Source organism: uncultured Jannaschia sp., from assembly GCF_947494025.1.
GTDB lineage: Bacteria > Pseudomonadota > Alphaproteobacteria > Rhodobacterales > Rhodobacteraceae > Jannaschia.
This window is the reverse complement of record NZ_CANLTQ010000017.1, coordinates 1-19,615: the sequence shown is the minus strand read 5'-3', so window position 1 is coordinate 19,615 and position 19,615 is coordinate 1. Positions and strand designations below refer to the sequence as shown.

Sequence of the window (19,615 nt, the reverse complement as noted above, 5' to 3'; positions counted from 1 at the left end):
ACACCAGGCAGATGGGGGAGCATCCCCGTATCGGAGGGAATGCCAATGACCGTATCGCGACTTGCAAGATTCGTACTCTGCCTCGCCCTGTTCCCCGCCGCCGCGATGGCGCAGGATCGCCGCCCGAGCCATTGCATCGCGATCGCCGATGCCGGCGGCTTCGTTCACAAGGCGGCCTTCGGCGATCCGCTCGACGAATATTCGGTGCGGCTGAACTACATCGACCACGCCATGTTCCTGATCGAGACGGCGGGCGGCCTCCGGGTCGCGACGGATTACACAGGCTTCCTCGGCCGCGTCGGCCCGCCCGACGCGGTGACCATGAACCGGGCGCATATCTCGCACTGGACCCCGACCCCCGATCCGGGGATCGGGCACGTCCTGCGCGGCTGGTCCGACCGGGTGGGGGAGCCGGCGGACCACAATCTCGATCTGGGCGAAATGCTGATCCGCTCCGTGTCCACCGACATCCGCTCTTCCGCCGGCACCGGGCGGGAGGAGAACGGCAACTCCATCTTCGTGTTCGAGGTCGCGGGCCTTTGCATCGGCCATCTCGGCCACCTCCATCACGAGCCGTCGGCAGAGCAATACGCCGCGCTCGGCCGGCTCGACGTGGTGATGGCCCCGGTCGATGGCGGACTGACGGTCGACCTGCCGACGATGATCCGAACGCTACAGGGTCTGCGCTCCTCGGTGGTGATCCCGATGCACTGGTTCGGCCCCTCGAGCCTCGACCGCTTCGTGGCGGGCATGGAGGGCGAGTTCGACGTCGACCGACGGAGCGAGAGTTTCCTCGACGTATCGCTCGACACGCTGCCCGACCGCCCGACAATCGTCGTCCTGCAACCCGCCTATCTGTCGGAGGCCGAATGAACCCCGCCACCGGTGCCTTCGCCGCGGATCTCCGCGGCGTTCTGCCCCCCGAGACGTTCCGCGACCTCGAGGCGCGCTACCTGGACGAGCCGCGCGGACGCTGGACGGGTGTGGACGGCCTGCTGCTCGCCCCGCGGAACGCGGCGGAGGTCGCGACCATCGTCCGTGCGGCCGCGGCAGCATCGGTGCCGGTCATTCCCTATGGCGGCGGGACAGGTCTGGTGGGCGGACAGGTTTCGGGCGATCTTCCGGCGCCGGTCATCCTGTCGCTGGAACGCATGATTGCGATCCGCGACGTGGATGCGACCGAGAACGCGATGGTTGTGGAGGCGGGTGTGCCGCTCCAGACCGCGCAGGAGGCGGCGGAGGCGGTGGACCGGCTGTTCCCGCTTTCCATCGCCTCGCAGGGCACCGCGCGGATCGGCGGCATTCTCGCGACCAATGCGGGCGGCGTGAACGTCCTGCGCTACGGCAACGCGCGCGATCTCTGCCTCGGGGTGGAGGCGGTGCTGCCGGACGGCTCGATCCTGCATGGCCTGTCGCCGCTTCGGAAGAACAACACGGGCTACGACATCCGTCACCTTTTGATCGGGGCGGAGGGGACGCTCGGAATCATCACCGCGGCGACGTTGAAGCTCGTGCCGCGTCCGGTGCGGACCGGCGCGGCGATGCTGGTCGTCCGCGATCCGGCGGCGGCGCTCGCACTGCTGAACCTCGCGCGGGACCGGATCGGGGACGCGGTCTCGGCCTTCGAGCTGATCGGCCGGACGGGGCTCGACTTTCTGAAGGCGGCGATGCCGGAGGTGCGGCGACCGCTCGGCAATCCGGACTGGTCCGTGCTGATCGACCTCGGAATGGGCGCGACCGCCGATCCCGCGACGGCGCTGGAGGAGCTGTTCGAGGCGGCGTTCGAGGCCGGACTCGTCAGCGACGGCGTGGTCGCCCAGTCCGAGCAGCAACGCGCGGAGTTCTGGCAGGTGCGCGAATCCATTCCGGAGGCGAACCGTCACATCGGCGCGGTCAGCAGCCACGACATCAGCGTGCCGACAGCCGCGATCCCGAGCTTCATCGCAGAAGGGTCGGCAGTGATCGCGAAGCTCGGCACGTTCCGGATCAACTGTTTCGGCCATGTCGGAGACGGCAATTTGCATTACAATGTCTTCCCCGCCGAGGGGCGCCGCCGGGTCGATCACGAAGATCAGCGCGATGCCATCAAGACGGCCGTTCACGACCTCGTTCACGCGCATGGCGGCTCCGTCAGCGCGGAACATGGCGTCGGGCGGCTGAAGGTCGGCGATCTGGAAACCTATGTCGATCCGGCCAAGCTCGCGGCGATGCGGGCGATCAAGACGGCGCTGGACCCCACCGGGATCATGAACCCGGGGGCGGTGCTGCGCAGGATCGGCTAGTCCGGAAAAGGGTGCGCCCTGTCGGGGGGGACAGGGCGCTGGGGGGAATGGGTGGCCGTCTGCAAGGCAACCACAAGGGCGTTCTCACACGTATTGGTTACCAAGACGTTAACGTAGCGGCAGCTTTGGCGAGAGCGTCTCAAGTCCCTTCGAACGCGCAAAGCGTGTGGACGGGCAGGCCCGTCGCGTCCAGCGCCGCGCGGCCGCCGAGCTCGGGCAGGTCCACGACGAAGGCGCAGCCAACGACCTCCGCGCCGAGCCGCCCGAGCAGCGTCAGCCCCGCCCGCGCGGTGCCCCCCGTGGCCAGAAGGTCGTCGACCATGAGGACGCGCGCGCCGGGGACGAGCGCGTCGCGATGCACTTCCAGCGTCGCGGTGCCATATTCGAGGTCATAGGCCTGTTCCCAGGTCGGTCCCGGCAGCTTGCCCTTCTTTCGAATCGGCACGAAACCGCAGCCGAGCTGGTGCGCAATCGCGCCGCCGAGGATGAACCCGCGCGCCTCCAGCCCTGCGACCGCGTCGATTCGCGCGCCGGCGAACGGATCGAGAAGCTGATCCACGCAAAGCCGCATGCCCCGCGCATCCGCGAATAGCGTCGTCACGTCGCGGAACAGGATGCCTTTGTGCGGGAAATCGGGAATCGTGCGGATGTAGTCGCGGACGGTCTTGGCCTGCATGGGTCGGGCTCGCTCCGGTCGGGGTTGGGGATTGTCGGTCAGGCGGGGTCGGCGTTCGGCAGCAGGCGTCCCGCGATGTGGCGGAGCCTTTCCACCATCGCCGGATCGCGGGCGTCGGGGGCCGTCATGATGGCATGGTCGAGCGCCGTGGCGCATCCCGCGTCGCAGGTCGCGTCGATGCAGACGGGCAGGGCCGCGACGAGGCCCGCGGCCCGCGCGACGTTGCCGTGCAGCGTCGCGACAATCTCCGCGATCTGTACGCTGCCGTGTTCCGGATGCCAGGAATCGTAGTCGGTCACCATCGCCACGCTGGCATAATGCAGTTCCGCCTCCCGTGCGAGCTTGGCCTCCGGCATGTTCGTCATGCCGATCACATCGCAGCCCCATTCCCGGTAAAGGCGCGACTCGGCCCGGGTCGAGAATTGCGGCCCCTCCATGACGAAGTAGGTCGCACCCTCGTGCACCGTCGCGCCGGCCCGGCGCGCGGCCGCGGCGCAGGCGGCCGACAGGCTGGGACAGACCGGATGCGCGACGGATACATGCGCGACGAGGCCGGGACCGAAGAAGGACTTCTCGCGTGCGAAGGTGCGGTCGATGAACTGGTCCACGATGACGAAGTCGCCCGGCGCCATTTCCTCCCGGAAGGAGCCGACGGCGGAGACGGAGACGAGATGCGTCACACCCGCCGCCTTCATCGCCGCGACGTTCGCCCGGTAGGGGATCGAGCTTGGCGTCTCGACGTGTCCCCGGCCGTGGCGGGGCAGGAACACCATCCGCGTCGTGCCGATCCGCCCGTGGAGCAGCGCATCCGACGGCGCGCCGAACGGCGTCGTCGTCTCGCGCCATTCCGCATCCGCCAGATCGGCGACCCGGTAGAGACCGGACCCGCCGATGATCCCGATGACTGGTTCCATGCGCGTCCTCCTGTGTCCGGCCCCTCCGACCCTGACCCGGTGCGATCCGCGCCGCAATGGCCCCGAGGGGTGTCCCAGGGCGGCAAACCCTGCTAGGGCATCGGCGATTCCGAACCATGCGAAAGACCTGAGCCTTGAACAGCAGTTTGCTGGCAAGATTTGCCGACCGTTTCGAGGGGCCCGATCTGCGTTTGGCCCCCACCTCCACGCTGGACGCCTCTGTCCTCCGGGTCGAAGTGCTGGCCGGCCTGACGGTCGCCCTCGCGCTCGTGCCGGAGGCCGTGGCTTTCGCCTTCGTGGCGGGCGTGCCGCCGCTTGTCGGCCTCTACGCCGCGTTCATCGTCGGGCTCGTCACCGCGCTGATCGGCGGGCGGCCGGGCATGATCTCGGGCGCGACCGGCGCGCTCGCCGTGGTGATGGTAAGCCTCGTCGCGGCGTTCCCGCCGGGCGTCGGCGTGCAATACCTTTTCGCGACCGTCGTGCTGATGGGAATCATCCAGATCTTCGTCGGGCTCATGCGATGGGGCAAGTTCATCCGCCTCGTGCCGCATCCCGTCATGCTCGGATTCGTCAACGGCCTGGCCATCGTGATCGGCAAATCGCAGCTCGACTTCTTCCGCACCGAGAGCGGCGCGTGGCTGCCGCCGGAGCAGCTGATCCTCGTGCTAGCGCTCGTGGCGCTGACGATGGCCGTGATCTGGGGACTTCCGAAGCTGACCAACGCGATCCCCGCGCCGCTCGCCGGGATCGGTCTGACGGCGGTGATCGTGATCGCCCTCGGCCTGCCGGTCCCGAATGTCGGCGACCTGGCCGACATCTCGGGCGGGCTGCCGCAATTCGGATTGCCCGACGTGCCGTTCAACATGGAGACGCTTCGCTTCATCCTGCCCTACGCGCTGATCCTCGCGGCGATCGGCCTGATCGAGAGCCTGCTGACGCTGAACCTCGTGGGCGAGATCACCGGCCAGCGCGGCGGCGCCTCGCAGGAATGCATCGCGCAGGGCACCGCCAACACCGTGACCGGCTTCTTCGGCGGCATGGGCGGCTGCGCGATGATCGGACAATCGATGATCAACGTGAAGTCCGGCGGTCGCACCCGCATCTCCGGCGTCGCCGCGGCGCTGTTCCTGCTCGCCTTCATCCTCGTCGCCTCGCCGCTGATCGAGCTCATCCCGCTCGCAGCGCTCGTGGGCGTCATGTTCATGGTCGTCATCGGCACCTTCGCGTGGAACTCGCTCAAGATCCTCGCCCGGGTTCCGCGCGTCGATGCCGTGGTGATCGTTCTCGTGACGATCGTGACCGTGGCCACCGACCTCGCCATCGCGGTGGTCGTCGGCGTCATCATCTCCGCGCTGGCCTATGCCTGGCAGAACGCGACGCGCATCCGCTCCTCCACCCACGAGACACCGGACGGTGCCAAGGTCTATCAGATCACGGGCCCGCTCTTCTTCGGCTCCGCCGCCGGCTTCGTGGAGATGTTCGATCCGGCGAACGACCCTTCCGCGGTGATCGTGGATTTCGCCGAAAGCCGTGTGGCCGACCAGTCTGCCCTGCAGGCGATCGAGGCGGTGGCCGCCAAGTACGAGGCGGCGGGCAAGCGCATCCAGCTCCGGCACCTGACGCGCGACTGCCACAAGCTCCTGCGCCGTGCGGGGCACCTCATGGTCGACAGCGCGGACGACCCCGACTACGCCGTCGCGGCGAATTACGGGGTGCGCACGGGCATTCTCGGCGGTCATTGACCGCCGGGATCAATCCGGTCGCCGGAGCGAGAACACCTCCGTGACGCGGGCGTAATCCATGTAGCCGAGCCGGGCGAGCGGCTGGAACGCGGAAACGTCGAAGCGCCCGTCGCGCAGGCAATCGTCGCGCAGGTGGATGCCCGAAACCACGCCGAAGACGGTGTAGTTCGCTTCCCCGGGCAGGCGGACGATCTCCGTCAGGCGGCATTCCAGCGCGGCCGGCGCGTCGGCCACGCGCGGGCAGTCGATGGTCGCGCATTCCGCCTTCGCAGCGCCCGCTTCCGCGAACTCGTCCACGCCGGCAGGGTAGCTGCCGGAGGAGGCGTTCATCGTCTCTCGGGCGGCGTATTCGACGATGTTGACGCAGAACACCTTTGTTTCCCGGATCTGCGCCACCGAATCCTTGGTCCCGCCGCGGTCCGGCTTGGCGGAGGTCGAGGCGAACATCACCTGTGGTGGCACATAAGCCACGGCGTTGAAGAAGGAATACGGCGCGAGATTGTCGCCCGACGCGCCACGGGTCGAGATCCAGCCGATCGGCCGGGGCGTCACCACGGCGTTGAACGGGTTGTGCGGCAGGCCGTGGCCCTCCTCGGGTCGGTAGAACATCGCGGACTCCCATGCTGTCGCCGGCAGGACTAGCCGTCACCCCGGTGAAACGCCACAAGGGGCCGGCGAACCGGGGGGATACATGGAACTTCACCGTGAGACCGACGACGACCGGAGGGAGGTCGAGGCGCTGTTCGATCATTGCTTCGCGCCCGGCCGCACGATCCTGTCCTCCTACCGTTTGCGCGACGACGTGCCTCCGGCCCGCGATCTTTGCCTCGTCGCGCGGGGTCGGATGGGGGAGGTGGCCGGCGCGATACGTTTCTGGCCCGTCCGCATCGTCGGGGCGGGCGGTGCCGGCCACGACGCGATGCTGCTCGGCCCCGTCGCGGTGCATCCGACCCGGCAGGGCGAGGGGCTGGGCGCCTTTCTGATCCAGTCCGGTCTCGACCGGGCCGCCGCCGCCGGGGTGGAGCGCGTCCTTCTGGTCGGCGACGCGCCGTATTACGCGCGGTTCGGCTTCCGCGTCCTGCCCGGCATCGTCATGCCGCCGCCGACCAACCCGGAGCGCGTCCTCGGGATATGGGATTGGGAGGGAATTACCGGCACGGTGATGCGCGCCTTGCCTTGCGCCGCGTCGAAGCGCACATCTGCGGCATGAACCAGAAGCTCACGCCGCCGCGCCGCGAACAGATATTCCCGCCCCTCGACCGGGAGGCGGAGCTTGACCGGCTCGCCGCCAAGATGCAGGCGGCGTCGGGGCTTGGATTGCAGCTTCTGTCGGTGATCGGATCGCAGGCCGAGAACATGCTCGAGATGCTGCCCGGGCGGGTTCGTTCCGGGCTCGAGAAGGCGACCGCGGCCGCGCTCGAGCAGAGCTTCAACGCCGCCGCGTTGTCGCGCCGGGGCCGGGTGGCCGACACGTCGGACTGGCTGACCCGCGCGATCACCTTCGGCACCGGGGCCGCGGGCGGGTTCGGCGGGCTGCCGTCCGCTTTGGCCGAATTGCCGGTCACCACGACGGTCATGCTGCGCTCGATTCAGTCGATCGCCGACGAGCACGGCTTCGATCCGGCCTTGCCGGAGGTCCGCGCCGCCTGTTTGCGGGTCTTCGCCGCCGCCGGACCGCTTGACGACGATGACGGCACGGATCTGGCCTTTCTGACGCTGCGCCTCTCGGTCACCGGACCCGCGATCCAGGGGCTGATCGCCAAGGTCGCGCCACGTCTCGCCGTGCCCTTGGGCCAGAAGCTCGCCGCGCAGGCCGTGCCGGTGATCGGCGCCGCGGCGGGGGCGGCGACGAACTACGTCTTCACGAGTTATTATCAGGAGGTCGCGCGCGTGCAGTTCGGGCTGATGCGGCTCGGCGCGCAGACCGGCGAGGACATGGAAGCCCTTTCGCGTGAGCTGAAGTCCCGCATGAATCGCTAGGACGCGCCCGGTTTCAGGCGCGCCGTTCCTGCCGCATGCAGCGGCGCGCGAATTCCCGTGGGTCCTCGAGGGGGATCGACCGGTCGAAGCCCGAAGCGTCGTTGGTCCCCCGAGACGCGACGTCTCCCGCCTCGTCCTCGTAGCCGGTCCACTCGACCCATTGCCCGTTCTTCCAGATCGCTGTCTGCATACCGTTCATTGTCGTCACCATCCGAGTTCCATTGCCGTGAAGGTGCCGGAACATTCGGGCAACTCCGGGGCATCGACGTGGAGAGGGAGAGAAGGGTTAAGCGTTCCTTTCCCGTTCGAGCAACGCGTCGAGCGCGTCCACGTCGACCGGATCGAACTGGCCGAACCCCTGCATCCAGATGCTGGCATGGCGCAAGGCGTCCGGCTCGAGCATGCACCAGACCACGCGGCCCCGCCGCTCCTGCCGGATCAACCCGGCCCGTGCGAGCACGCTCAGATGCCGACTCACCGCAGCGAGCGAAATGGCGAGCGGGGCAGCCACGTCCGTTACCGCCATGTCGTCCTCGAGCAGCATCGACAGGATTCCCCGTCGTGTCGGGTCGGCCAGGGAGGCGAAGGTCCGGGAAAGCGCATCTGCCATGCGCGCCGCACTGGCCCGCCGACGCCCCGTTGGTCAAGAACGTTCAACCGGATGGTTGAACTTGGCCGCATCGCGTCTGGGCGGGCCGCCGGTTCGCACGGGAGTGCAAGTCATTGTAACGTATAAAACAAGGTCGCGTTGACTTCGGGCGCCACCCGACCTAGACACCGCCGCGACATTCATGGGGGCTTCGATGTCCGACGATCCCGATGCCGACCGTCTGCGCGCTCTCGAGGCGCGGATCGCGGCGGCCAGGGGACCGGAGGCGAAGCACCACATGGACGATCATCATTCGCAGGCGCAGCTCGCCTGGCGCATGGTGATCGAGCTGGTGGCGGGCCTGGGGATCGGGTTCGGGATCGGTTATGGCCTCGACGCGCTGCTGGGGACGACGCCCTGGCTGATGGTCGTGTTTGTGTTTGTCGGCTTCGCAGCCGGCGTGAAGACGATGATCGGCTCCGCGCGGGAAATGCAGGGGCAGATCGGCGCGACCGAGGCCCTGAAGGATCCGGGCGCCGGGGCGTCCGGTTGGGCCGACGAGGACGACGACTAGTCGCCTCCGGAGCGGGAACAATCGCTGTCGCGTTGCGGCGGTGGAATGGAGACGGGGATCGAGATGGCAGAGGAAGTCCATACCGAAGGCGCCCTCGACGCGCATGCCGGCGGGCCGGATCATGGCGAGAGTGGGCTGAGCTTCCACCCCATGGACCAGTTCATCGTGCGTCCGATCTTCGGCGAGAACGGCGACCCGGTGCATTGGTACACCGTTACCAACGCGACCGTCTGGATGGCCGTCGCGGTTCTCTGCGTGCTCGGCCTCTTCGTACTCGGCACGCGCGGCCGCGCCATCGTGCCGGGCCGCATCCAGTCCGTGGCGGAACTGGCCTACGGTTTCGTCTACAAGATGGTCGAGGACGTGACGGGTCGCGACGCGGTCAAGTTCTTCCCCTACATCTTTACGCTCTTCCTGTTCATCCTCTTCGCGAACATGCTCGCGCTGATCCCGATGTCGTTCTCCACCACGAGCCATATCGCGGTGACGGCGGTGCTGGCCCTCGCGGTGTTCCTGACGGTGACCATCGTCGGCTTCGTAAAGAACGGCGCTGCGTTCCTCGGGTTGTTCTGGGTGTCCTCCGCGCCGCTCCTGCTTCGTCCGGTCCTGGCCGTGATCGAGCTCGTCTCCTACTTCGTCCGTCCGGTGAGCCATTCCATTCGTCTTGCGGGCAACATCCTTGCCGGCCACGCGGTGCTGAAGGTCTTCGCCGCCTTCGCCGCGGTCACGGTGATCGCGCCCGTCTCGGTGGTCGCGATTTCCGCGATCTACGCCCTGGAGGTCCTGGTGGCCTTCATTCAGGCCTACGTCTTCACCATCCTGACCTGCGTCTACCTGAAGGACGCCCTGCATCCGTCGCACTGACGGCCGGTCAAACCCACGCTTCCATCGTAAGGAGAAAACACATGGAAAACGAAGCCGCTCTCGCCATCGGGCAGATGGGTCAGTATCTCGGTGCCGGCCTCGGCGCCATCGGCTCCGGCCTTGCCGCGATCGGCGTGGGCAACGTCGCCGGCAACTTCCTGTCCGGCGCGCTCCGCAATCCGTCGGCCGCCAACGCGCAGACCGCCACGCTCTTCATCGGCATCGCCTTCGCCGAAGCCCTGGGCATCTTCTCCTTCCTCGTCTCGCTGCTGCTGATGTTCGCCGTCTGAGGCGCACGAAGCCAATCCTTACGCTCGGCGTGCGGCCCCTCGGGGGTCGCCGCCGCAGACCAACCGACCGGACGGGACGCCACCCATGGAAACGGAACCGATCGATCTCGAGCTCGCGGGCACCTGCGTCAACACGCTCGGCAACGCCATCGGCATGCCGCAGCTCTGCGACGCCTGGTTCGCCAACCAGATCTTCTGGCTCCTCGTCGCGCTCGCTGCCATCTACCTGATCCTTACCCGGGTCGCCCTGCCACGCGTCGGTGCGGTGCTCGCCGAGCGGTCGGGGACGATCTCCAACGACCTCGCTGCGGCCGAGGATCTGCGCCGTCAGGCCGCCGATGCGGAGCGCAGCTACGAACAGGCGCTCGCCGACGCGCGGGCCGAGGGGCAGCGCATCTCCGACGAGGCTCGCGCTACCATCCGCGCCGACCTCGACGCGGCCATCGCCGAGGCCGACGAGAAGATCGCCGCCCGAACGGCCGAAAGCGAGGCGCAGATCGCCGAGATCCGCGACAACGCCACCGTGAGCGTGGCCGAGGTGGCGCGCGACGTGACGGGCGACATCGTGACCGCGCTTGGCGGTCGGCCGGACCAGGCCGCGATCGACACGGCCGTCGATGCGCGCGTGAAGGGGAACTGAATTATGCGCTACGCTCTGCCGCTCCTTCTGATCGGATCGCCGGCATTCGCCGCGACCGGCCCGTTCTTCTCGCTCGGGAACACCGACTTCATCGTCACGCTGGGCTTCCTTCTCTTCCTCGGCATTCTCGTCTATTTCCGCGTGCCGTCCCGCCTGACTGGCATGCTCGACGACCGTTCGGGCGGCATCCGCTCGGATCTCGACGAGGCGCGGGCGTTGCGCGAGGAAGCGCAGGCGCTGCTTGCGAGCTACGAGCGCAAGACCCGTGAGGCCCGCGCGCAGGCCGATCAGATCGTCGCCAATGCCAAGGCCGAGGCGCAATCGGCCGCGGAGCAGGCGAAGCTCGACCTCAAGACCTCCGTGGACCGCCGGCTTGCCGGAGCGGAGGGCCAGATCGAGAGCGCGCGCAACGCCGCCATCCGTGAAGTCCGCGACCGCGCGATCCAGATCGCCACCTCTGTCGCCGCCGAAATGGTCGCCAGGCAGATGACAGCCAAGGATGCCGACCGGATGATCGACCAGTCGATCGAGACGGTGTCCGCCAAGTTGCATTGATTGGTCCACGGGACGACGGCCGCGGGGCGTACCTTCTGGGGCGCCCCGTTCGCGTTGGGGCGTGTCGATGAAGGGCTGGCGCGATATGGGCGCGGCCGAACTCGACGCGGCCTATGCGAACGCCGACCACATCGAAGGGGCCGAACGCTTCCCGCCGCGATGGGCGGCGGAAGCCCGGCGGTTCCGCGCGCGAGCCGTTGCCGAGCTGGACCGCGCCGCTCCGACCGGTGCGGGCTACGACCTGTTTCTCCCGGCGAACGAGGCTGCGGGGCTCGTGGTCTTCGTCCATGGCGGGTATTGGCGCGCCTTCGGGAAGTCGGACTGGTCCCATCTCGCGGCCGGCGCGGTGGCGACCGGCCATGCCGCCGCGATCGTCGGCTACCCCCTCGCGCCGGGCGCGCGGCTGTCGGAGATCACGCGCCACGTCGCTCGCGCCATTGACCATGTGGCCGGACGTGTCGGCGGTCCGATCCGTCTCGCGGGACACAGCGCCGGGGGACATCTCGTGCTGCGCATGGTCATGCCCGACGCGGCGCCGGACTGCGTCGGTCGAATCGCGACCTGCGTACCGATTTCGCCATTGGCGGATCTGCGTCCCTTGTTACGTTCGAGCATGAACGCCGATCTCTGCCTCGACGCCGACGAGGCCGTCGTCGAAAGCCCGGTCCTGGGCCGTCCCCTGCCGGGTCCGCGTGTCGCCGTCCATGTCGGTGCGGCGGAGCGCCCTAGCTTCCGTTGGCAGGCTGAAACCCTTGCCGCCGAATGGGGCGTTCCGCTTCGGATCGTGCCCGAGCGGCATCATTTCGACGTCATCGACGACCTTCTCGACCCGGAAAGCGCCCTGATGCGCGATGTGCTGCACGGCCCCCGCGCCGAGGCGGTCTAGACGCGGGGCTTCGCACGCGTGGTCGGCGCCGCCTGCGTCGGATCCTCCGGCCAGGGATGCCGGGGATACGCGCCCCGCATGTCGCGCCGGACATCCGCGTAGGCGCCTGCCCAGAAGCCCGGAAGGTCGGTCGTGATGGCCACCGGCCGCTGCGCGGGCGAAAGCAGCTCCATCCGCAGCGGCGTCGCGCCGACAGTAGGGTGCCGCATTTCCCCGAACACCTCCTGCAGGCGCAGCGAGATCGTGGGCACGTCCGGCGCGTAGTCGATGGGCACCTTTCGCCCGAGCGGCGTGCGGTAATGCGCCGGCGCAACCTCATCGAGCCGTCGCGCGGTGTCCCAGCCGATCCAGGCCTGCAGCGCGTCGAACGGATCGAGGCGGCCCAACCCATCCGCGTCGCGCGCATCGCCGAGGAACGGCGCGAGCCAATCCGCAAGGCGCGTCAGCAGCGTCTCGTCGGAGACGTCGGCCAGCCCCGAGGTCGCGATGCGCGCGCGCAGCAGCCGGGCGCGACGGGTCCAGTCGAGGCAGCCGAGCCCGAGCCCCCGTATGCCGTCGAGGACCGCCGCGGCGACGGCCTCCTCCGGCGCGTCGTGCCACGGACGATCATCGAGGGCGATCGCGCCGAGCCGTTCCTGTCGCCGGGCCTCCACGCGACGATGGCGCGTCGACCAGCGGCAAAGATCGACCCAGCCGATCCTGTCGCCAAGTACCGCGCGCAACTCCGCCTCGGCGATGGGAAGCGCCCGACGGATGCGGGCCTCGGTCGGGTCGCCGTCGAGATCGCAGGCGACGATCAAGCGCGCCCCGGCCAGCGTATCGCCCTTCTCCATCCGCGCACCCTTGCCGCCGGACAGGAGCCAGCGCGGCGCCTTCCCCGGACGGCGGAGGCCGACGCGATCCGGATAAGCCAGCGCAAGACGCTGCGCGTCCGACAGGTCCGGGCCGGCCTCCCATCGACGCAGACGTTTCGCCTCGGCTGCGGCGTCAGGCGGCGGACGGCGAAGCGCGTCCGACAGGTCGACCGGTCCGGGCGGCAGCCGCGCGGCGAGCAGGCTCGCCACCCGTGCGGCGCCGCGGCCGCCCCGGAGCAGCAGATGCGCCAGGCGCGGATGCGAGGGCAGCCGCGCCATGGCCCGCCCGTGATCGGTGATCCGACCGCTTTCCAGCGCGCCCAGTTCCGTCAGCAGCGCCCGGGCCTCCGCCAGCGCGCCTTCGGGTGGCGGCGTCAGGAAGGGAAGCGCGTCCGAGCCCCATTCGGCGAGCTCCAGCGCGAGGCCGGAAAGGTCCGCCGCGGCGATCTCCGGGTCCGGAAAGGCCCGCATCCCGCCTTCCTCCCCGCGGGTCCAGTTCGCGTAGGCGACCCCTGCGCTCACGCGTCCGGCCCGCCCCGCGCGTTGCGTCGCCTCGGCGCGCGTGACCCGTTCGGTGACGAGCCGGGACATGCCGGAGCCGGGATCGAACCGGGCCCGGCGGGCGACACCGCCATCGACCACGGCGCGCACGCCCTCGATGGTGAGCGACGTCTCCGCGATGGAGGTGGCGAGCACGACCTTGCGTCGCGCGCCGCCGGGCGCGATGGCCGCGCGTTGCTCCGCAAAAGGCAGGGCGCCGTAAAGCGGCCGGATGTCGGCGTCGATGCCGTCGAGCAGGGTGGCGCATCGCCGGATCTCGCCCTCGCCCGGAAGAAAGGCCAGCACGTCGCCGGACGTCTCCGTCAGCGCTTGCGCGACGAGGCCCGCCACCTGCGCTTCCAAACGCTGACCCCCGGGCGGGGGGCGATCGCGCCAGCGGCGCTCGACCGGGAAGCTGCGGCCCCGGGACGTCACCACCGGCGCGCCGAGCAGTTCGGCCACAGGTGCGGCATCGAGCGTCGCGGACATGACGACGACCGCGAGTTCCGGGCGCAGCGCGGCGCGCGCCTCCCAGGTCAGGGCGAGCCCGAGATCGGCGTTGAGCGACCGCTCGTGGAATTCGTCGAATATGACGCAGCCCACGCCCGGCAGCTCGGGGTCGGCCTGGATCATCCGCGTAAGGATGCCTTCGGTGACGACCTCGATCCGGGTGGCCTTCGACGTCTCGGACGCCCCGCGCATGCGGAAGCCGACGGTCGCGCCGACCGGCTCGCCCAACGTCTCCGCCATCCGCGCGGCGGCGGCGCGGGTGGCGAGCCTGCGCGGCTCGAGCATCACGATCCGTCCCTTGATTTCCGGCAGGATCGCCAGCGGAACGCGCGTGGTCTTGCCCGCGCCCGGCGGCGCCTGCAGCACCGCGACGCCGCCCGCGCGGATCGCGGCCAGAAGCTCCGGCAGCGCCTCATCGATCGGCAGGGGCGTCATCGGCGCCGCAGCACCGCATCGCCGAAGCGGGTGGGCGAGCGCACCTCGCTGACGGCGACCGCCCCGGGGCCGGCCGGCGCGTAGAGGATGTCGAGACGAACCACCGGACGTTCGGCCAGGCGTTCCGGCGCGTAACCCGCGATGCGGCGGTATTCCCCGGCGCAGCGGATCGTTCCGTCCGCGCCGGCCGCGGGCTGGCCGAGGGTCAGGCGGGACACGTGCCGCCCGTCGAAGAGGTCGTAGCGCCGGTTGCAGGCCCGGCTTGGCGTCGTCGGCCGCATCACGTCGTAAAGCGCGCTCAGCGGATCGATCACGCCGCGCTGCGCCGTCGGGTCGATGTCGTGATCGCGCGGCTCCCGCGGAGGGGTGAAGGTGACCGCAGCGGGTCGGGTGCCGCGGAACGCGACATCGGCCTCCGTGCGTTCGCCATCGTCGTTCTCGATCTCGGAATAGCTTTGCGACACGGGCCGTCCCGCGACGTACTGCCCCCGCGCGCGTCCCTCATAGCCGTATTTCAGAAGCGTGCCGACGAGGCCCGTCGCCTTTGCTTCCGCCCCGACCGAATAGCCCGCGCCCTCCTGCCGTCCGGCGAGCGCGATCTGTCCGCCGGTTATGCCGCGCAGGGACAGGTCGTAGCGGGCGTCGAGCTCCTGCGCCTGGGCGGGAAAGGCCGCGGCGAGGAGGAGCGTGACGAACATGGTGCGAAGGGGCATGGGCAGGTCCTGCATTCTGGCGTCCCTTTATCTAGGGACTGGAACGCGCCGCGTCACGCGGGCGGCACGGCTTGCATCGTGGCGCGGCCGGGGGCATGGCATCGTGAAATGGCCGACCGTGATCCCCTCCACGCGCCCGTGCTCGCCGGCGACCGCCGCGCCCTTGCGCGTGCGATCACGCTGGTGGAAAGCACGCGGCCCGATCACCGCGCACGGGCGGCGGCGCTGCTCGACGGGTTGCGGGACACGGACCGGCAGGCGTTGCGGATCGGGTTGTCGGGCACGCCGGGCGTCGGCAAGTCCACCTTCATCGAGGCGTTCGGGACCATGCTGACCGGGCAGGGGACGCGCGTCGCCGTGCTGGCCGTCGATCCATCCTCCGCGCGCACCGGCGGCTCGATCCTCGGCGACAAGACGCGGATGGACCGGCTGGCGCGCGACCCGCTGGCCTTCGTCCGCCCCTCGCCCTCGGCCACGCAACTGGGCGGCATCGCGCGGCGCACGCGGGAGGCGGTGGCGCTTTGCGAGGCGGCGGGGTTCGACGTCGTATTGATCGAAACGGTGGGCGTGGGCCAGTCCGAGACGATGGTCGCGCAGATCGCGGACCTTTTCGTGCTGCTGCTCGCCCCCGCCGGCGGCGACGAGCTGCAGGGGGTGAAGCGCGGGATCATGGAGATCGCCGATCTGATTCTCGTCAACAAGGCGGACGGAGAGCTGCGGCCGACCGCGACGCGCACCGTGGCGGATTACGCGGGGGCACTGCGCCTCCTGCGAAAGCGCCCGCAGGATCCGCCCGGCTTTCCGAAGGTGCTGCCGGTCTCCGCGACCGAAGGGTCGGGGCTCGACGGGGCCTGGTCGGAGATGCGGACGCTTGCGGAATGGCGGCGCGCGCACGGCCACTGGGACCGGATGCGGGCCGACCAGGCGGCGCACTGGTTCGCGGAGGAGGTGCGGGCGGGTCTGCTTGCGCGGCTGACCGAGGACACGGATATCCGAGCGCGCATGGCGACGCTCGCGCGGGACGTCGCCGGCGGCGCGCGCGACCCGAAGGCCGCGGCGGCGGAGATGCTGGAATCGCTGCGGGGCGCTTGACCTTGCCCTCCGCCGCGACTAGAGAGCCGCGACCCGAGGGGCCGATCGAGGCCCCGGATCCCTATTTGAACAGTCGAAACCGGAGTTGTGCCATGTCGCGCGTCTGCGAACTCAGCGGAAAAGGCCCGATGACGGGCAACAATGTCAGCCACGCCAACAACAAGACCCGGCGTCGTTTCCTGCCGAACCTGAACGACGTGACGCTGCAATCCGAGGCGCTCGGCCGCGGCTTCAAGCTCCGTATCTCGACCCATGCGCTGCGCACGGTCGACCATCGCGGCGGGCTCGACGCCTTTCTCGCGAAGGCGAAGGATTCGGAGCTTTCGCCCCGCGCGCTGAAGATCAAGCGCGACGTCGCCAAGTCGTCGGATACGGCGGCCGCGCTCGAATCCTGAGCGTCGATCGATCCGGACGAAGGCCCCCGCGCGGGGCCTTTTTCATGTCCGGGTCCGCTCGGCGACCCAGGCGGGGACGGTCACGCTCGCCGGGCCCTCGCGCACCTCGTCGAAGCGTCCGCCGGAGGCCGCGAGATTGAGCTCCAGCGTGCGTGCGCCCGCTTCCCGGGCCAGTTCCACGAAGCCCGCCGCGGGATAGACCGTGCCCGAGGTGCCGACGCTGACGAAGAGGTCGGCGCGCGACAGGGCCGCTTCGATCTCCGCCATCCGGTAGGGCATCTCTCCGAACCATACGACGTCGGGCCGCGTGGCCTGCGCGTCACAGGCCGGGCAGGGATCGTCGGGCGTCATGACCGGAGGCGCCTGCCAGCGCGTCCCGCAGGCGGCGCAAAGCGCGCGGGACAGTTCGCCATGCATGTGGATCACGTCCCGGGCCCCGGCCTGTTCGAGCATGTCGTCGATGTTCTGCGTCACCAGCGTCACGCCGGGCCGGGTGGACAGCCGGGCCAACGCCGCATGGGCCGCGTTCGGGGCGGCACCGGTCATGTTGGAACGGCGGGCATTGTAGAAGTCGTGGACCAGTTGCGGATCGCGCGCGAACCCTTCGGGCGTCGCGACCTCGCTCAGGTCGTAGCGCGCCCATAAGCCGCCCGCGTCCCGGAACGTGCCCAGACCCGATTCCGCGCTCAGCCCCGCGCCCGAAAGGAGGACGATGCGCTCGGCGCGGCTCACGCGCAGGTGCGCTCGGCGATCTCCACGAACTGCTTGTAGCGCAGCCAGAAGCGCTCGTCGCCGGTGCGATCCGACTGACGCGTCACCTGCGCCAGGTGCGGATCGCGGAAGAACGCAACGGCGCGCGCCTGCTCGCTGCGATTCAGGATGGTGTTCGCCGAGGCTTGTACGCAGCCGCATAGGTCGTTCGACGTGGCGACCCGGTCCGCTTGCAGACAGGCGGTGTGCACCGGTCCGGTCGCGAAGCTGCGCACCGGCGCGCCCAGCCGTCCGCCGCCCACGGCATCGCCGGTGCCGCAGGCCGACAGCGCCGACAGCGCCGCCAGCGCGAAAGGTAGTCTGATCGAGGTCATGTCTGCCCGGCCTCCGCCATTCTTGGTTTTGACGAAGGATGCCAGAGGCCGGTTGTGCTGACAAGAATCCCGGATGCGGCGGTCAGGCGCTGCGGCGCGCGCCGCGCCGGCGTCCGGGATTGGCCCCGGCATTCGCGACCTTGGGCGCGCCGCGGCCCTGTCCGCCGCCCCGACGTCCGCCGCCGCCACGCTGTTGCTTCGGCTTGGCCTCTTCCTGCGCGAGGGTCCAGCGGCGCCCGGAGACGACGGGGATCTGGCTCTTGATGACGCGCTCGATGTCCTTCAGCTCGGCCATCTCGTCCGGCGCGCAGAGGGTGATCGCCGCCCCCTCGCGGCCAGCCCGGGCGGTGCGGCCGATCCGGTGGACATAGGTCTCCGGCACGTTCGGAAGCTCGTAGTTGTAGACGTGCTTCACCACCGGGATGTCGAGGCCGCGTGCCGCCACGTCGGTCGCGACGAGAACGGGCGCGGTGCCGTCCGTGAACGCCTCGAGCGCGCGCGTCCGCTGGCCTTGGCTGCGGTTGCCGTGGATCGCCACGGCTTCCACGCCGGCGCTCGTCAATTGCTTGGCCAGACGGTCGGAGCCGTGCTTGGTGCGCGCGAAGACCAGTGCGGCCTCGTCGGGATGGGCGCGCAGCAGGTCGATGAGCAGGCCCGGCTTCTCGGCCTTGGCGATGAAGTGGATCGACTGCTCGATCTTGTCGGCGGTCTGCCCGGAGGTCGAGACCTGCACCCGGACCGGCCGGTCGAGATAGGTCGCGGCCAGCGCCTCCATGTCCTTGGGCATCGTCGCCGAGAACAGGAGCGTCTGCCGCTCCTTCGGCAGCTTCGGCGCGATCTGGCGCAGGGCGTGGATGAAGCCCATGTCGAGCATCTGGTCCGCCTCGTCGAGCACGAGGAAGTGGCTTTCCCCGAGGTTGACGGCGCCGCGGTCGAGCAGGTCGATCAACCGGCCCGGCGTCGCGACGAGCAGGTCCACCCCACGCTCCATACGCTTGATCTGGGGATTGATGCCGACGCCGCCGACCACGCGGGCGACCTTCAGGTGGCTGCCCTTGATGTAGCCGTCGAGGCTTTCGGCGATCTGGTTCACGAGTTCCCGCGTCGGGGCGAGGATGAGGGCGCGCGCGGTGCGCGGTGCGGGGCGCTGGCTGTCCTCCAGCAAATGCTGAATGAGCGGCAGGCCGAAAGCCGCGGTCTTGCCGGTGCCCGTCTGCGCGAGGCCCATGACGTCGCGGCCCTCCAGCGCGGGCGGAATCGCCTGCTTCTGGATCGGGGTAGGGTCCTTGATGCCCATCTCGTCGAGGGCGGCGATGAGGCGGGGTTTCAGCCCCAGCATGTCGAAATCCATGAAATATCCTGTTGCGTCCCACGGGGACGCCTCTGGCGCACCACGACGGGCGCGCTGTTTCGGGGTCACGGAGCGCGTCTTCGCGTTCCGCGCCTCCCCGGCGTGATCCTTGGGAAAGCGTCCCGCCCATCGTGGTGGCGTCCCTCGTGGACGACCGGCTCACGCGGCCCGAGGGGCGGGGTCAGGGGCCATGTGGTCTACTCCGGTGCCGGAGTCAACAGCGGCCGGGCCGCGTTATACGGCGGCCGTCGCTTCCAAGCGGACTTGATGAAAGCTCCCGACGCGGAGGGCAATGCGACGGAATTCGCTCGCAACCTCGTGTCGGGCATGATGGTTCGCACGCACTTCTACCCGAAATCCGACCGATGCTGCAGTTCACCATCCGGGCTCGATGCAGCCCATCATTCGGTGTCATCGACCCGCTTGCGCGTGAACCGGCCTCCGACTGCTGGCGCAATCAGGACCGACATCCCGCTCAGTCGAACCTTGGCGAGGACAGGACGCTCACGGTCGACCTCGGATCGCTAAATCCGCAATGGCGCTTCGCGTTGAATGGGTAACGGCGGTCTGGAGCCTCCTGTCTTCTTCGGATCGTCTATGCCGGTGATGCGGACGGCATCCCGAGAGCCTCCGGGGTGATCGAGCCCG

At 69.4% G+C, this 19,615-nt stretch carries 23 protein-coding genes; 13 read left to right on the top strand and 10 right to left on the bottom strand.

Features of this window, described 5'->3' with window-relative positions:
* The first annotated feature begins 45 nt into the window (after positions 1-45).
* Positions 46-873 (top strand): MBL fold metallo-hydrolase, encoded by an 828-nt coding sequence (locus Q1B08_RS15315; RefSeq protein WP_299820721.1) that lies wholly within the window; start codon positions 46-48, stop codon positions 871-873.
* Positions 870-2,282 carry an FAD-binding oxidoreductase gene (locus Q1B08_RS15310; protein ID WP_299820717.1) on the top strand — a complete coding sequence of 471 codons (1,413 nt, stop codon included), beginning with the start codon at positions 870-872 and terminating at the stop codon, positions 2,280-2,282. The genes Q1B08_RS15315 and Q1B08_RS15310 overlap by 4 nt, the downstream gene beginning before the upstream one ends.
* A gap of 139 nt (positions 2,283-2,421) precedes the next feature.
* On the opposite strand, the gene Q1B08_RS15305 is transcribed toward Q1B08_RS15310, so the two are convergent.
* Positions 2,422-2,958, bottom strand: coding sequence for an adenine phosphoribosyltransferase (locus Q1B08_RS15305; RefSeq protein ID WP_299820714.1), 537 nt, complete (start codon positions 2,956-2,958; stop codon positions 2,422-2,424).
* A gap of 38 nt (positions 2,959-2,996) precedes the next feature.
* Positions 2,997-3,872, bottom strand: a complete 876-nt coding sequence (locus tag Q1B08_RS15300; RefSeq protein ID WP_299820711.1) for an S-methyl-5'-thioadenosine phosphorylase — start codon at positions 3,870-3,872, stop codon at positions 2,997-2,999.
* A gap of 134 nt (positions 3,873-4,006) precedes the next feature.
* Here Q1B08_RS15300 and Q1B08_RS15295 point away from each other — a divergent pair, with 134 nt between their 5' ends.
* Positions 4,007-5,614 carry a SulP family inorganic anion transporter gene (locus Q1B08_RS15295; RefSeq protein WP_299820708.1) on the top strand — a complete coding sequence of 536 codons (1,608 nt, stop codon included), beginning with the start codon at positions 4,007-4,009 and terminating at the stop codon, positions 5,612-5,614.
* Between the two features lie 9 nt (positions 5,615-5,623).
* Here Q1B08_RS15295 and Q1B08_RS15290 read toward each other — a convergent pair whose 3' ends face one another.
* Positions 5,624-6,223 carry a flavin reductase family protein gene (locus tag Q1B08_RS15290; protein ID WP_299820705.1) on the bottom strand — a complete coding sequence of 200 codons (600 nt, stop codon included), beginning with the start codon at positions 6,221-6,223 and terminating at the stop codon, positions 5,624-5,626.
* Between the two features lie 82 nt (positions 6,224-6,305).
* Between Q1B08_RS15290 and Q1B08_RS15285 the strand changes: the two genes are divergently transcribed.
* Together Q1B08_RS15285 and Q1B08_RS15280 are read left to right on the top strand one after the other, a co-directional pair.
* Positions 6,306-6,824 (top strand): N-acetyltransferase, encoded by a 519-nt coding sequence (locus Q1B08_RS15285; protein WP_299820702.1) that lies wholly within the window; start codon positions 6,306-6,308, stop codon positions 6,822-6,824.
* A complete protein-coding gene (locus tag Q1B08_RS15280) occupies positions 6,821-7,594 on the top strand; it encodes an EcsC family protein (protein WP_299820700.1) in 774 nt (257 codons plus the stop codon). The genes Q1B08_RS15285 and Q1B08_RS15280 overlap by 4 nt, the downstream gene beginning before the upstream one ends.
* Positions 7,595-7,607: 13 nt before the next feature.
* On the opposite strand, the gene Q1B08_RS15275 is transcribed toward Q1B08_RS15280, so the two are convergent.
* Positions 7,608-7,793 carry a hypothetical protein gene (locus tag Q1B08_RS15275; RefSeq protein WP_299820698.1) on the bottom strand — a complete coding sequence of 62 codons (186 nt, stop codon included), beginning with the start codon at positions 7,791-7,793 and terminating at the stop codon, positions 7,608-7,610.
* A gap of 87 nt (positions 7,794-7,880) precedes the next feature.
* Positions 7,881-8,204: a metalloregulator ArsR/SmtB family transcription factor gene (locus Q1B08_RS15270; protein ID WP_299820695.1), complete on the bottom strand. Its 324-nt coding sequence runs from the start codon at positions 8,202-8,204 to the stop codon at positions 7,881-7,883.
* Positions 8,205-8,397: 193 nt separating this feature from the next.
* On the opposite strand from Q1B08_RS15270, the gene Q1B08_RS15265 reads away from it, so the two are divergent.
* The 6 genes from Q1B08_RS15265 (at position 8,398) to Q1B08_RS15240 (ending at position 11,992) form a co-directional block, all read left to right on the top strand.
* Positions 8,398-8,757, top strand: coding sequence for an AtpZ/AtpI family protein (locus Q1B08_RS15265; protein WP_299820692.1), 360 nt, complete (start codon positions 8,398-8,400; stop codon positions 8,755-8,757).
* 150 nt (positions 8,758-8,907) lie between these two features.
* Complete coding sequence (locus tag Q1B08_RS15260; RefSeq protein ID WP_299820834.1) at positions 8,908-9,621, top strand: F0F1 ATP synthase subunit A; 714 nt, start codon at positions 8,908-8,910, stop codon at positions 9,619-9,621.
* Positions 9,622-9,662: 41 nt separating this feature from the next.
* Positions 9,663-9,911 (top strand): F0F1 ATP synthase subunit C, encoded by a 249-nt coding sequence (locus tag Q1B08_RS15255; RefSeq protein ID WP_299820689.1) that lies wholly within the window; start codon positions 9,663-9,665, stop codon positions 9,909-9,911.
* A gap of 85 nt (positions 9,912-9,996) precedes the next feature.
* On the top strand, positions 9,997-10,551 hold the full coding sequence (locus Q1B08_RS15250; protein ID WP_299820686.1) for a F0F1 ATP synthase subunit B': 555 nt from the start codon (positions 9,997-9,999) through the stop codon (positions 10,549-10,551).
* A gap of 3 nt (positions 10,552-10,554) precedes the next feature.
* Positions 10,555-11,106 carry a F0F1 ATP synthase subunit B gene (locus Q1B08_RS15245; protein ID WP_299820683.1) on the top strand — a complete coding sequence of 184 codons (552 nt, stop codon included), beginning with the start codon at positions 10,555-10,557 and terminating at the stop codon, positions 11,104-11,106.
* 67 nt (positions 11,107-11,173) lie between these two features.
* Positions 11,174-11,992: an alpha/beta hydrolase gene (locus Q1B08_RS15240; RefSeq protein WP_299820680.1), complete on the top strand. Its 819-nt coding sequence runs from the start codon at positions 11,174-11,176 to the stop codon at positions 11,990-11,992.
* Here Q1B08_RS15240 and hrpB read toward each other — a convergent pair.
* Together hrpB and Q1B08_RS15230 are read right to left on the bottom strand one after the other, a co-directional pair.
* Complete coding sequence (gene hrpB, locus Q1B08_RS15235; protein WP_299820677.1) at positions 11,989-14,331, bottom strand: ATP-dependent helicase HrpB; 2,343 nt, start codon at positions 14,329-14,331, stop codon at positions 11,989-11,991. The genes Q1B08_RS15240 and hrpB overlap by 4 nt on opposite strands.
* Complete coding sequence (locus Q1B08_RS15230; RefSeq protein WP_299820674.1) at positions 14,328-15,044, bottom strand: DUF3108 domain-containing protein; 717 nt, start codon at positions 15,042-15,044, stop codon at positions 14,328-14,330. Before Q1B08_RS15230 ends, hrpB begins: the two co-directional genes overlap by 4 nt.
* Before the next feature lie 108 nt (positions 15,045-15,152).
* Here Q1B08_RS15230 and meaB point away from each other — a divergent pair, with 108 nt between their 5' ends.
* Positions 15,153-16,136: a methylmalonyl Co-A mutase-associated GTPase MeaB gene (meaB, locus tag Q1B08_RS15225; protein ID WP_299820672.1), complete on the top strand. Its 984-nt coding sequence runs from the start codon at positions 15,153-15,155 to the stop codon at positions 16,134-16,136.
* Between the two features lie 92 nt (positions 16,137-16,228).
* A complete protein-coding gene (gene rpmB, locus Q1B08_RS15220; protein WP_299820669.1) occupies positions 16,229-16,531 on the top strand; it encodes a 50S ribosomal protein L28 in 303 nt (100 codons plus the stop codon).
* A 42-nt stretch (positions 16,532-16,573) separates the two neighbouring features.
* Here rpmB and Q1B08_RS15215 read toward each other — a convergent pair whose 3' ends face one another.
* The 3 genes from Q1B08_RS15215 to Q1B08_RS15205 all read right to left on the bottom strand — a co-directional run bounded on the left by Q1B08_RS15215 (position 16,574) and on the right by Q1B08_RS15205 (position 18,967).
* Complete coding sequence (locus tag Q1B08_RS15215) at positions 16,574-17,263, bottom strand: NAD-dependent deacylase (RefSeq protein WP_299820666.1); 690 nt, start codon at positions 17,261-17,263, stop codon at positions 16,574-16,576.
* Positions 17,260-17,616, bottom strand: a complete 357-nt coding sequence (locus Q1B08_RS15210) for a hypothetical protein (RefSeq protein WP_299820664.1) — start codon at positions 17,614-17,616, stop codon at positions 17,260-17,262. Before Q1B08_RS15210 ends, Q1B08_RS15215 begins: the two co-directional genes overlap by 4 nt.
* 82 nt (positions 17,617-17,698) lie before the next feature.
* Positions 17,699-18,967, bottom strand: coding sequence for a DEAD/DEAH box helicase (locus Q1B08_RS15205; protein WP_299820662.1), 1,269 nt, complete (start codon positions 18,965-18,967; stop codon positions 17,699-17,701).
* Positions 18,968-19,615 lie beyond the last annotated feature (648 nt).